11 protein-coding genes are annotated in these 11,957 nt (G+C 63.7%); 5 read left to right on the top strand and 6 right to left on the bottom strand.

The features are described from left to right. Window positions 1-55: 55 nt before the first annotated feature. Together ACSBPU_RS09430 and purN are read right to left on the bottom strand one after the other, a co-directional pair. Window positions 56-1,471, bottom strand: coding sequence for an RsmB/NOP family class I SAM-dependent RNA methyltransferase (locus ACSBPU_RS09430; protein ID WP_442597540.1), 1,416 nt, complete (start codon window positions 1,469-1,471; stop codon window positions 56-58). After that, window positions 1,464-2,093, bottom strand: a complete 630-nt coding sequence (gene purN, locus ACSBPU_RS09425) for a phosphoribosylglycinamide formyltransferase (protein ID WP_442598287.1) — start codon at window positions 2,091-2,093, stop codon at window positions 1,464-1,466. Before purN ends, ACSBPU_RS09430 begins: the two co-directional genes overlap by 8 nt. 110 nt (window positions 2,094-2,203) lie before the next feature. Between purN and ACSBPU_RS09420 the strand changes: the two genes are divergently transcribed. From ACSBPU_RS09420 to dut, 5 genes are read left to right on the top strand one after another with little or no spacing between them, the layout of a single operon-like run. After that, window positions 2,204-3,169: a bifunctional riboflavin kinase/FAD synthetase gene (locus ACSBPU_RS09420; protein WP_442597538.1), complete on the top strand. Its 966-nt coding sequence runs from the start codon at window positions 2,204-2,206 to the stop codon at window positions 3,167-3,169. Beyond that, window positions 3,159-5,999, top strand: coding sequence for an isoleucine--tRNA ligase (ileS, locus tag ACSBPU_RS09415; RefSeq protein ID WP_442598285.1), 2,841 nt, complete (start codon window positions 3,159-3,161; stop codon window positions 5,997-5,999). The genes ACSBPU_RS09420 and ileS overlap by 11 nt, the downstream gene beginning before the upstream one ends. Then, the gene (gene lspA, locus ACSBPU_RS09410) at window positions 5,992-6,537 is read left to right on the top strand and encodes a signal peptidase II (protein WP_442597536.1); all 546 of its coding nucleotides are present in this window, start codon (window positions 5,992-5,994) and stop codon (window positions 6,535-6,537) included. The genes ileS and lspA overlap by 8 nt, the downstream gene beginning before the upstream one ends. 16 nt (window positions 6,538-6,553) lie before the next feature. Next, window positions 6,554-7,780: a bifunctional phosphopantothenoylcysteine decarboxylase/phosphopantothenate--cysteine ligase CoaBC gene (gene coaBC, locus ACSBPU_RS09405; RefSeq protein ID WP_442597534.1), complete on the top strand. Its 1,227-nt coding sequence runs from the start codon at window positions 6,554-6,556 to the stop codon at window positions 7,778-7,780. Between the two features lie 7 nt (window positions 7,781-7,787). Then, on the top strand, window positions 7,788-8,237 hold the full coding sequence (dut, locus tag ACSBPU_RS09400; protein WP_180070669.1) for a dUTP diphosphatase: 450 nt from the start codon (window positions 7,788-7,790) through the stop codon (window positions 8,235-8,237). A 102-nt stretch (window positions 8,238-8,339) separates the two neighbouring features. Here dut and ACSBPU_RS09395 read toward each other — a convergent pair whose 3' ends face one another. The 4 genes from ACSBPU_RS09395 to ACSBPU_RS09380 are packed head-to-tail and all read right to left on the bottom strand — an operon-like array spanning window position 8,340 to window position 11,957. After that, window positions 8,340-9,071, bottom strand: a complete 732-nt coding sequence (locus ACSBPU_RS09395; RefSeq protein ID WP_442597532.1) for an ABC transporter ATP-binding protein — start codon at window positions 9,069-9,071, stop codon at window positions 8,340-8,342. Continuing rightward, window positions 9,068-9,940: an ABC transporter ATP-binding protein gene (locus ACSBPU_RS09390; protein WP_442597530.1), complete on the bottom strand. Its 873-nt coding sequence runs from the start codon at window positions 9,938-9,940 to the stop codon at window positions 9,068-9,070. The genes ACSBPU_RS09395 and ACSBPU_RS09390 overlap by 4 nt, the downstream gene beginning before the upstream one ends. Continuing rightward, window positions 9,937-11,028: an ABC transporter permease subunit gene (locus ACSBPU_RS09385; RefSeq protein WP_442597528.1), complete on the bottom strand. Its 1,092-nt coding sequence runs from the start codon at window positions 11,026-11,028 to the stop codon at window positions 9,937-9,939. The genes ACSBPU_RS09390 and ACSBPU_RS09385 overlap by 4 nt, the downstream gene beginning before the upstream one ends. After that, window positions 11,025-11,957, bottom strand: coding sequence for a branched-chain amino acid ABC transporter permease (locus ACSBPU_RS09380; protein ID WP_442597526.1), 933 nt, complete (start codon window positions 11,955-11,957; stop codon window positions 11,025-11,027). The genes ACSBPU_RS09385 and ACSBPU_RS09380 overlap by 4 nt, the downstream gene beginning before the upstream one ends.

The raw sequence follows: 11,957 nt of genomic DNA, 5'->3' as shown, positions 1-11,957 counted from the left end.
CTTGATATGACAGCAGAATTTCAATTTAGTTTTAAGATGCATCAATTGATTTGCATCAATTTTCGGGCTTTGCGGGCTTGGAGCGCTCCATCACTGCGGCAAAAAAGCCGTCCGTGCCGTGGCGGTCGGGCCGCATGTTCAAAAAAGGCCCTTCCAGTGTTAGATTTTCGCAACGATCTGCTGCGATTTTGCAGGCATCCAGCAGCGTAAAGTCGGGATTTTCCGTCAAAAACGCTTTAACCTGGTCCTCGTTCTCTTCGGGAAGGATGCTGCAGGTCGCGTAGATCAGCCTGCCTCCCGGCGCCACGCAGCGCGAAGCCTGCGACAGTATCTTCGCCTGGGTCTCCTTCAGCGCCGCAAGCGATTCGGGATGCTGCCGCCATTTCAGATCGGGATTGCGCCGCAGCGTTCCCAGACCGCTGCAGGGCGCGTCGACGAGCACCCGATGCGCCTTGCCCCGCAACCGTTTCACCCGCTGGTCGTTTTCTGGGTCGATCACGACCGGCACAATATTGGACAGCCCGCTGCGCGCGAAGCGCGGCTTGGCCCGCGCCAGCCGGGCGGCGGACACATCGAAGGCGTAAAGCCGGCCGGTGGAGCGCATGAGCGCGCCGATCAGCAGTGTCTTGCCGCCCGCTCCCGCACAATAGTCGATGATCATTTCGCTGCGCCGCGGCGCGACCAGCGCGGCCAGAATCTGGCTGCCTTCATCCTGAACCTCGATCTCGCCGTTCTCGAACATGGGCCAGCGGTTGACCGGGGGGCGGCCCTGCATGCGTATGCCCCAAGGCGAATAAGGCGTAGGCCGAGGGTCGTGGCGCAAGGCCGGGCCGCTGCGCAGTTGCTTGATCATGTCGGCACGCTCGACACGCATGGGATTCACGCGCAGGTCGAGCGGCGCCGGCTGGTTCAGCGCCTGAATCAGCGCATCGGCGTCCTCCAGGGATGACAGCTTCTCGTCCAGCCAGTCCGGCATGCTGTCCCGCACCGCGCGGCTCAGGCCACGAAGGTCGAGCGCACGCACATGTGCCAGCCAATGCCGCTCATGCTCTTCCAGCCCCGCTTCCAGGACGGCGTGGTCCATGACGCCGGACAGACCCAATATGGCCAGGCGCCGGGCGGCGGGACCCGTGCCGCTTTCAGCGAACTGCCGATAGCGCCGGAGGTTGCGCAGCACATCGAAGACCGCCTCTGCGACTTCCCCGCGGTCGCGCATGCCCAGCTTGGGATGCGCCTTCAACCAGCGCGACAGCACGGCGTCCGCCGGAAATTCCCATTGAAGGACTTCGCCAAGGACGGCGCGGACTTGTTCGATGCGGACGGCCGCCAGCACGAAAGGACGCCCGCCCGGCGCGGGAGGGGCGGAGCGATCGGCCGCCGGGCGCGCCGGCGGCTTGCCTTGCCGCGGCTTGCCGCGTCCCGTGGCGGCGTTTCGTTCCCGGCCGCGGCGCGGTTTCTCTGTATTATTCATAACGACCTTCTGAAGATTCGACACCCGTGGGCGTCAGCACGAACGAACGGCTGGGAATGCCATGGACACGTACGCGCTGCATGGCGTCCAGCACCACCCGCCCCTCGGCCAGCCAGCCCACCACGTCGGCGTACATGCGGTGCTCTACACCCAGCACGCGCGCAGCCAAATGTTCAGGCGTGTCGCCCGCCAGCACCGGCACCACGCCTTGCGCGATCACGGGGCCGTAGTCGAGCACGGGCGTCACGAAATGGATGGTGCAGCCATGCCATTGCACACCCATGGCCAGCGCCTGCTGGTGCGTGTGCAAACCCGGAAAGGCCGGCAGCAATGAGGGATGTATATTGATGAGCCGACCATTGTACCGCTCGACGAAGGCCGGGGTAAGCACGCGCATGAAACCGGCAAGCAATACATAATGCGGCTCGTGGGCATCGATGGCCGCGGCGAGCGCGGCGTCGAATTCATCGCGGCTGGCATAGTCGCGATGCGAGACGACTTGCGTCGCCACCCCCTGCTCGCTTGCCCAGGCCAGGCCGGCGGCGTCCGGCTTGTTGGAAATGACGGCGCAGACTTCGGCCGGCAGCGCGCGCTCCCGGACGGTTTCGACGATGGTCCGCATGTTCGACCCACGGCCGGAAATCAGGACGACGATGCGGCATCCCGTAGGAAATTTGGGGTTCAAGACTATAATTCCTGAGTGAAGCAATACAAAATTGTAAACTCTCGGGTGTGAAAAACTCTTCTACCATCTACCGCACCCTGCCGCGCCACGACAGCCAGCGTCCAAGCGCGGTAACCATCGGTAATTTCGACGGCGTCCACCGCGGGCACCAGGCCATACTTGCGCGGGTGCGCCAAACGGCGCTCGATCGCGGCCTGACGTCCGCCGTCATGACCTTCGACCCTCATCCCCGCGCTTTCTTCGCGCGACGGGGCCAGCGCCCGGAACTCATACCCACCCAGATCAACAGCTTGCGCGACAAGCTCGCCACGCTTGCCCGGCATGGCATCGAACAGATCGCGCTCCAGCGCTTCGACCATCGCCTGGCCGACATGTCGGCCGAGGACTTCATCGAAAAGCTGCTGGTGAACGGACTGAATACGCGCTGGCTGCTGGTGGGCGAAGATTTCCGATACGGTCACAAGCGCAGCGGCGACATCGACCTGCTGCGGCGCGCCGGCCGCCACTACGGATTCGAAGTCGAAACCATCGCCGACGTGTCCGACGAACACGGCCATCGCATCTCCAGTTCCGAGTTGCGCACTGCTCTGGCTGTAGGCAACCTGGAGCGCGCCCGCCACCTGCTCGGGCATGCGTACCGCATCAGCGGGCATGTCGTCCACGGCCAGAAGCTGGGCCGAAGCATAGGGTTTCCCACCCTGAACGTGCGCGTACCGCCGCAATGCGCCCTGCGTTCGGGCGTATACGTCGTCAGAGCCCACGGTCTTGGAGCCGAGGCCATGGCCGGCGTGGCAAGCCTGGGCGTGCGGCCCACGGTAAGCAGCGGCGGCAGGCTGCTCCTGGAGGTCCACCTCCTGGACCGCAAGGTGGATGCATACGGTAAACTCACGTGTGTTGAATTCCTTGAATACCTGCGGGACGAAGAAAAATTCCCCGACCTTCCCACTATGATCGCTGCCATCGAACACGATGCGCAAAGCGCTCGCGACCATTTCGCCTTCCATGGACTATAGAAACACCCTGAACTTGCCCGACACCCCTTTCCCCATGCGAGGCGACCTGGCCAAGCGCGAGCCCGGATGGATCGCCGATTGGGAAAAAAACAAGGTCTATGCCGCCATTCGCGAAGCCAGCAAGGGGCGTCCCAAGTTCATTCTCCATGACGGGCCGCCGTATGCGAACGGCGACATCCACATCGGCCACGCCGTCAACAAGATCCTGAAGGACATCATCGTCAAGAGCCGCAACATGGCGGGCTTCGACGCGGTTTACGTACCCGGATGGGACTGCCATGGCATGCCCATCGAGATCCAGATCGAAAAGAAGTACGGCAAGCACTTGCCTGTCGCCGAGGTGCAGGCCAAGGCGCGCGCCTATGCCTATGAACAGATTGACCGCCAGCGCAAGGACTTCAAGCGCCTGGGCGTGCTGGGCGATTGGGAACACCCCTATCTGACCATGAACTTCAGCAACGAGGCCGATGAGCTCCGGGCGCTGTCGCGCATCATGCAGAAGGGATACGTCTTCCGCGGCCTCAAGCCCGTGAACTGGTGTTTCGACTGCGGCTCCGCGCTGGCCGAAGCGGAAGTCGAGTACGCCGACCGCAAGGACCCGTCGGTATACGTGGCTTTCAAGTTCGACGACGCCGCCAAGGTGGCGCAGGCTTTCGGCCTGCCGTCCGCTGAAGACGGCGCCATCGTCATCTGGACCACCACGCCCTGGACACTGCCCGCCAACCAGGCTCTCAATATTCACCCCGAATTCGACTACGCGCTGGTCAGGCTCGACACCGAGCGCGCCACCGGCCCGCTGCTGTTGCTGGCGCAGGATCGCGTCGAAGCCTGTCTGCAGGAATGGCAGCTCAGTGGTTCCGTGATCGCGACGGCCAAGGGCAGCGCACTCGCGGGCCTTCGGTTCCGTCACCCGCTCTGGGATGCGCACGAAGGCTATCGGCGCACGGCACCCGCGTATCCCGGCGACTATGTCACGCTCGATAGCGGCACTGGCGTGGTGCATTCCGCGCCGGCCTACGGCGTGGAAGACTTTTTGTCCTGCAAATCGCATGGCCTGACGGACGACGAAATCATCAATCCCGTCAAAGGCGACGGCCATTACGCCGACAGCCTGCCTCTCTTTGGCGGCCTGATGATCTGGAAAGCGAATCCGGCAATCGTCGATGCCTTGCGCGACGTCGGCGCGCTGCTGCATACAGCGCCGCTCACCCACAGCTACATGCACTGCTGGCGCCACAAGACGCCGGTCATCTACCGGGCGACCAGCCAGTGGTTCGCCGGCATGGACCGCCAGCCTGAATCCGGCGCGACCCTGCGCGAAACCGCGCTCAAGGGCGTGGAAGACACTGCGTTCTACCCCGCCTGGGGGCGCGCGCGCCTGCACGCCATGATCGCCAACCGCCCGGACTGGACCTTGTCGCGCCAGCGGCAGTGGGGTGTCCCCATGGCCTTCTTCGTGCACAAGGAAACCGGTGAACTGCACCCACGCACGCCCGAGCTCATGGAGCAGGTCGCGCAGCGCATCGAAAAAGAAGGCATCGAAGCCTGGCAGTCGCTCGATCCGGCGGAGCTGCTCGGCGCCGAGGCAGACCAATACGAAAAAAACCGCGACACGCTGGACGTCTGGTTCGATTCAGGCACCACGCATGCAACTGTGCTGGGCGGCCAGGACCACGCGGTCAATGGCTCACATGCCGACGAGCTCGCGTGGCCGGCCGACCTGTATCTGGAAGGCTCTGACCAGCACCGCGGCTGGTTCCACTCCTCGCTGCTCACCGGCTGCATGCTGTATGGGCGTCCTCCGTACAAAGCGCTGCTGACCCACGGCTTCGTCGTCGACGGGCAAGGCCGCAAAATGAGCAAGTCCGTCGGGAATGTGGTCGCGCCGCAAAAAGTCTCCGATACCCTGGGCGCCGAGATCCTCCGGCTCTGGACGGCCTCGACCGACTATTCGGGCGAACTCTCGATTTCCGACGAAATCCTCAAGCGCGTGGTGGAAGGCTATCGCCGCATCCGCAATACCTTGAAATTCCTGCTGGGCAACCTCAGCGATTTCAATCACGAGCATGATGCCGTTCCCTTGGGGCAAATGTTCGAGATCGACCGCTATGCGCTGGCCATGACAGCGGCCATGCAGGCTGAAGTGCAAGCCGGTTATGAACGCTATGAATTCCACCCGGCCATTTCCCGGCTTCAGATTTTCTGCTCCGAAGACCTCGGCGCCTTCTATCTGGACGTCCTGAAAGACCGGCTCTACACCGCGGGCAAGACCAGCATCGCGCGCCGCTCCGCTCAAACCGCCGTGTACCACATCACGCAGACTCTGCTCAAGCTGCTGGCTCCCGTCCTGTCGTTCACGGCCGAAGAGGCCTGGAAGGACCTGCATCCCGGCCGCAGCCATATCGCCACGATCTTTACCGAGCTCTATCACACCCTGCCCACTCAAGACGCCCCGGACGCCCTGACACAAAAATGGGCACGGCTGCGCGAGATCCGCGCGGAAGCCATGCGGCGGATCGAAGAAGTGCGCAGCACCGGCGAGATCGGCTCGTCGCTGGCGGCCGAGGTCGATATCCATGCGGGCGCTGCCGATCACGAGCTGCTGGCCAGCCTTGAAGACGATTTGCGCTTCGTCCTGATCGTATCGCGTGCCACCGTGCACCAAAGCGAAGGCGAGTTGCGCATCGAAGTCTCCGCCACCCAGCAGCCCAAGTGCGAACGCTGCTGGCATCATCGCGCAGACGTCGGACGCGACGCGCAGCATCCCACCATATGCGGGCGCTGCGTGGACAACCTGTTCGGCAGCGGCGAGCTTCGGCACTATGCCTGAGGGCGCGCAAATCCCCCGGCCTTCGTCCAGCGGGCGGCGCGCCGGCTTCTGGGGATGGCTGCTGGCGGCAGCGGCCATCATCATCGTCGACCAGCAGACCAAAGTCCATTTCGACAGTCTGCTGCAATACGGGGAACGTAGGGCCGTGCTGCCCTTCTTCGACTTCACGCTGCTGTACAACCCCGGCGCGGCATTCAGCTTTCTGGCCGACGGCCATGGCTGGCAGAGGTGGCTGTTCACGGCCATTGCTCTGGCCGCCACGGGACTGATCCTTTATCTTCTGCGCAAGAACCCAGAGCAGAAACTTTTTTGCGCCTCGCTTGCCTGCATACTGGGCGGCGCGATCGGCAACCTGATCGATCGTGTGCAACACGGGCACGTGATCGATTTCCTGCTGTTTTATTGGGAATCCTGGTTCTTCCCCGCCTTCAATGTCGCCGACGTAGCCATCAGTTGCGGTGCCGCGCTGCTGATACTGGACGAGATCCTGCGCATGCGTCGTGGCAGGAAGCAACCCGATTCGTCGCCGCAAGGCTGAAAAGGCGGACCCCCTCATGCTCGATCTTGAAAACAAGCGTATAGTGCTCGGCCTGACAGGCGGTATCGCCTGCTACAAGGTGGCCGAATTCCTGCGTCGCGCGCAGGACGAAGGCGCCACCTTCGACGTGGTCATGACCGAAGCCGCGACGCACTTCATCACCGCGGTGACCATGCAGGCGTTGTCAGGTCGCCCTGTTTTCCAGGATGCCTGGGATGCGCGCATGCCCAACAACATGGCGCACATCAACCTGAGCCGTGGCGCCGACGCCATCGTCATTGCACCGGCAAGCACCGATTTCATCGCCAAGCTGGCCCACGGCATGGCCGACGACTTGCTGTCGACCCTGTGCGTGGCCAAGGGCGGGTGCCCCCTCCTGATCGCGCCCGCCATGAACCGCGAGATGTGGCTGCACCCTGCCACACAGCGCAACGTTGCGCAGTTGCGGGCCGACGGCGCCATCGTGCTGGGGCCCGCCGAAGGCGACCAGGCCTGCGGCGAAGTCGGCAGCGGGCGCATGCTGGAGCCCCACGAACTGCTGTCGGAGCTCATCGCCTTCTTTCAGCCCAAGCTCCTGGCGGGACGCCGCGTGCTGATCACAGCTGGCCCCACGTCCGAAAAGATCGATCCGGTGCGTGTGATCACCAATCGCTCTTCCGGCAAGATGGGCTATGCCATCGCGCGAGCCGCCCGTGAAGCGGGGGCGGACGTGATCCTGATCTCCGGCCCGACCGCCCTCGCGGCCCCGTATGGCGTGCGGCGCATCGAGGTGGAAAGCGCGCTCGACATGCATGCCGCCGTCATGGCCAACGCCGGCCACAGCGACGTATTCATCTCCGTTGCGGCGGTCGCCGACTGGCGTGTCGCAAACGCCAGCGACAGCAAGCTCAAGAAACGCCCCGACGGCCAGGCGCCCAGCCTGGAGTTCGAACCCAACCCGGATATCCTTGCCGAGGTGGCGTCCCTGCCGTCAGGTCCCTGGTGCGTCGGTTTCGCCGCCGAAACCGAAAACCTGGAAGAGCACGGGCAAGCCAAGCGCCGGCGCAAAGGCGTGCCCTTGCTGGTGGGCAATCTTGCCCAGCGGGCCATGAACGCCGACGATACCGAGCTCATGCTGTTCGACGAAACAGGCAGCCAGTCTATGGCACCCGCGGACAAGCTCGTCGCCGCGCGCCGGCTGATCGAGCAGATCGCCCGCCGCCTGCCCTCGCCACGCCCATCCAATCCAACAATCACCATCTGATTCCCACATGAGAAAAATCGGCCTGAAGATCCTGGACCCCAGAATGAACGACTATCTGCCCGCCTATGCCACCAGCGGGTCGGCGGGACTGGATCTGCGCGCCTGCATCGACCAGCCCATCACCCTAAAGCCAGGGGCCACCGAGCTGGTTCCCACCGGGCTGGCGATACACATCGCCGATCCCGCCTATGCCGCCGTCATCCTGCCCCGCTCCGGGCTGGGACACAAGCACGGCATCGTGCTGGGCAACCTGGTGGGGCTGATCGATTCGGACTATCAAGGGCCGCTCATGGTATCGGCCTGGAACCGCGGCCAGCAGGACTTCGTCCTGGAACCCATGGAGCGCCTGGCGCAGCTGGTGGTCGTTCCCGTGCAGCAAATCGAATTCGACATCGTGGATGAATTCGAAAGCAGCGACCGGGGCGCCGGCGGATTCGGAAGCACCGGGCGCGGCTAGGGGACGAGCAAGGGGTCAGACCCCATGCGGGGTCTGACCCCGAAGCATGTGGGGGGTCAGACCCTATAGGGTCTGACCCCTGCGTCTCTTCGGGTCTGACCCCTACATCTCTTCGCCCAGATACGCCTCACGGACCTTGGGGTCGTTCAACAGCCGGCTTGACAACCCTTCCAGGACCAGGCTTCCTGATTCCATCACGTAGCCCCTGGAGCTGGTTTCCAGGGCCAGCCGGGCATTCTGCTCGATCAGCAGAATGGTGACGCCTTCCGATGAAATCCTGCGTATGACCTCGAAAATGCGGTCGACCATCAGTGGCGCCAGCCCCATGGACGGCTCATCCAGCAGAAGCAGGCGCGGACGGGACACCATCGCGCGACCCATGGCCAGCATCTGTTGTTCGCCGCCCGAGAGCGTGCCGGCCGCCTGTCGCCGCCGCTCCGCCAGCCTGGGGAACAACTGGAAGACGGCATCCATGTCCTGCCGCATCCCGACCGTATCACGACGCGCATAGCCGCCCATCGACAGGTTCTCTTCTATGGTCAGCCGGCCGAAGATGCCGCGTCCCTCGGGAACCATCACCAGACCCTGCCTGACCAGCTGGTACGAAGGCCTGCCGGAAACCCGTTGGCCATCGTAGAAAACGTCACCCGCCGCAATGGGCACGAGCCCGCATATCGCGCGCAGCGTGGTACTTTTGCCGGCGCCGTTTGCGCCGATCAGGCAGACCAGTTCTCCATGCTCGACCTGCAGGTCCACGCCCCGCAGCGCGCGAATGCCGCCGTAGGCAACCTCCAGCCCACGTAGCTTGAGCAAAGGGCCCGGGCTGCCGCTCATGGCGCGCTCTTCGGTCCGGGTCCTGACGGCGTGATCGCCGCATCAGGGTTTTCGCCGGAGGCTGCGGCCGCACCCACGCCCAGATAGGCCTCGATGACTTTGGGGTTGCGCTGAATTTCCGACGGCCTGCCCTCCGCCAGCACTTTGCCGTAATCGAGCACCAGGACCCGGTTGCATAGCCCCATCACCAGCTTCATATCGTGCTCGATCAACAATACCGTCACGCCGTCATCACGGATTTTCTCGATCAGGCGCCGCAGGCCCAGCGTCTCGGACGCGTTCATCCCCGCCGCGGGCTCGTCCAGGGCCAGCAGCACCGGATCGGTGGCCAGCGCCCGGGCAATCTCGAGACGTCGCTGGTCTCCGTACGGCAAGGCACCCGCGACATCGTTGGCGCGATCCGCGATACCGACATAATCCAGCAGTTGAAGCGCCCTGCGTTCGATCGCGGCCTCTTCCTCGCGGGTCGCCCGGTTGCGGGTGATCGCGCCGAACACCCCGGCCCGGCTGCGTACGTGACGCCCTATCATCACGTTCTCGATGACGCTCAGGCTCGCAAACAGCCGGATGTTCTGGAAGGTGCGGGCCAGCCCGACCTTGGCGATTTCATGGGGCTGCAGGCGCGTCAGTTGGTGGCCCATGAAGTTGCAGTTGCCGGACTCGGGCGCATACAGGCTCGTCAGGCAATTGAAAAGCGTCGTCTTCCCCGCACCGTTGGGGCCGATCAGACCGTAGATATCCCCTTTGCAGATGGAGAAGCTGACATCGGACAAAGCCTGCAAGCCCCCGAATCGCTTGTTGAGCTTGTTCGCCACCAGCAGGAGCTCCGGCATCGAGCGCGCATATTCATTCACCGCGGCATAGCTCATGCCTGGCCCCCCTTGCGCGTATTGAGCTCGCGGCGCCGGACGGCCGAAGGCCAGAGGCCGGCGGGCCGGAAGATCATGATGAGGATGAGCGCAAAACCGAACATCAGCATCCGTATGCCGTCGGGATCGAGGACCACGCCGCCGAACAAGGCTTGCTGCAACGGAATGACCAGCGCCCGAAGCATCTCGGGAAAGACGGACAGGATCAGCGCGCCCAGTATGGCGCCCGGTATGTGGCCCATGCCGCCCAGCACCACCATGCAAAGGACCAGGATCGACTCCGTCAGGCTGAAGCTTTCAGGACTGACAAAGCCTTGCATGGAGGCGAACAGCGCACCGGCCACCCCGCCGAAGCTTGCACCCATGGCAAAGGCCAGGAGCTTGACGTTGTGCGTGTTGATTCCCATGGCCTTGGCCGCGACTTCGTCTTCGCGCACGGCTTCCCAGGCACGGCCTATGCGGGAGTTTTGAAGACGCACGCACATGACGACGATGAGCACCGTCAGGAGAAGCAGCAGGTAATAGTATTTTTCGGGGCCGGTGATGCGTATGCCGAAGAGCTCTTGTGTTCGCCCGAAGGCAAAGCTTCCCACCTTGAACGTATCGATGCGATTGATGCCCTGAGGACCGTTCGTGATGTTGACGGGTGCATCGAGATTGTTGATGAATATGCGGACGATTTCCCCGAAGCCCAAGGTGACGATGGCCAGATAGTCGCCGCGCAGCTTCAGGGTGGGCGCGCCCAGCAGCGCACCGGCGATTGCCGCCAGCAGCACCCCTGCGGGCAGGACGAGCCAGAAAGGCAGATGCAGGCCGAAATGCGGCGAGGCCAGCAACGCCCATGCATAGGCGCCGACCGCATAGAAGGCGATGTATCCGAGATCGAGCAGGCCCGCAAAGCCCACGACGATGTTCAAGCCAAGCGCCAGCATTACATACAGCAAGGCAAAATTGAGCGTGCGTACCCAGCCCTGGCCTGCCATGCCCAGCACGAACGGCAGCACCGCCAGTATCAGCGCGAACAAGGCGGCCCCAAGCCAGACCTTTGCGGGGGGTTGCACGCGCCGGCCGGCCGCGGCGCCCGTCATGCGCGGTCTCCGACACGCTCGCCAAGCAGGCCCGAAGGCCGGAACACGAGGACGACTATCAGCACGATGAATGAAAAGACGTCTTGATAGTTGCTGCCGAAAACGCCGTTGGTCAGCGCGCCGATGTAGCCTGCGCCAAGCGACTCGATGATGCCCAGGAGCAGCCCGCCCAGCATGGCTCCGCCCAGGTTGCCGATCCCGCCCAGGACCGCCGCGGTAAAGGCCTTCAGCCCCAGCAGGAAACCCATGGTGTATTGGGCCACGCCATAGTAGGTCGTGACCATGACGCCCGCCACCGCCGCCAGTGCGGATCCGATCACGAAGGCGGCCGAAATCACGACATTGATATTGACGCCCATCAGGCCGGCCACTTCGCGATTCTGTGCGGTCGCGCGCATGGCCGTCCCGAGCCTGGTCCGATGCACGATCAGCAGCAGGCCTGCCATGATGGCGGCGGCTGAAATGATGATCAGGATCTGCAGCAGACTGATGCGCGCCCCGCCGATCTGATAAAGCCTTGGTTCAATGATGTGCGGAAAACTCAGGTAATTGCGACCCCAGACCATCATGGCGATATTCTGTATGACGATCGACACCCCGATCGCGGTGATCAGGGCCGCAAGCCGCGGCGCCCGCCTCAGGGGCCGGTAGGCGAAGCGCTCGGCGGTCCATCCCAGCGCCATGCACAGGGGGATGGCCAGCAGCAAGGCGCCCAAGACGGCGACCCAGGCGGACGCCCCGCCCGGATCGGCGCCGACCAATGCGACCGCCACCGTGGTCGCCGCCATGGCGCCGACCATGACCACGTCGCCGTGCGCAAAATTGATCAGGCCGATGATGCCATAGACCACGGTGTACCCGAGCGCCACCAGGGCGTAGACACTGCCCACGGTGACGCCGTTGATCAGTTGCTGCAGGAGAATATCCAT

Source organism: Parapusillimonas sp. JC17 (assembly GCF_052180245.1).
Taxonomy (GTDB): domain Bacteria; phylum Pseudomonadota; class Gammaproteobacteria; order Burkholderiales; family Burkholderiaceae_B; genus Parapusillimonas.
The sequence above is the reverse complement of the archived record's forward strand: the minus strand, read 5'-3'. Positions and strand labels throughout refer to the sequence as shown.

Bases quoted from the DNA above. Each gene is read 5' to 3' on its own strand.
- ACSBPU_RS09430 (WP_442597540.1), bottom strand. From the start codon at position 1,471: ATGAATAATACAGAGAAACCGCGCCGCGGCCGGGAACGAAACGCCGCC.
- purN (WP_442598287.1), bottom strand. From the start codon at position 2,093: ATGCGGACCATCGTCGAAACCGTCCGGGAGCGCGCGCTGCCGGCCGAA.
- ileS (WP_442598285.1), top strand. From the start codon at position 3,159: ATGGACTATAGAAACACCCTGAACTTGCCCGACACCCCTTTCCCCATG.
- lspA (WP_442597536.1), top strand. From the start codon at position 5,992: ATGCCTGAGGGCGCGCAAATCCCCCGGCCTTCGTCCAGCGGGCGGCGC.
- coaBC (WP_442597534.1), top strand. From the start codon at position 6,554: ATGCTCGATCTTGAAAACAAGCGTATAGTGCTCGGCCTGACAGGCGGT.
- dut (WP_180070669.1), top strand. From the start codon at position 7,788: ATGAGAAAAATCGGCCTGAAGATCCTGGACCCCAGAATGAACGACTAT.
- ACSBPU_RS09395 (WP_442597532.1), bottom strand. From the start codon at position 9,071: ATGAGCGGCAGCCCGGGCCCTTTGCTCAAGCTACGTGGGCTGGAGGTT.
- ACSBPU_RS09390 (WP_442597530.1), bottom strand. From the start codon at position 9,940: ATGAGCTATGCCGCGGTGAATGAATATGCGCGCTCGATGCCGGAGCTC.
- ACSBPU_RS09385 (WP_442597528.1), bottom strand. From the start codon at position 11,028: ATGACGGGCGCCGCGGCCGGCCGGCGCGTGCAACCCCCCGCAAAGGTC.
- ACSBPU_RS09380 (WP_442597526.1), bottom strand. From the start codon at position 11,957: ATGGATATTCTCCTGCAGCAACTGATCAACGGCGTCACCGTGGGCAGT.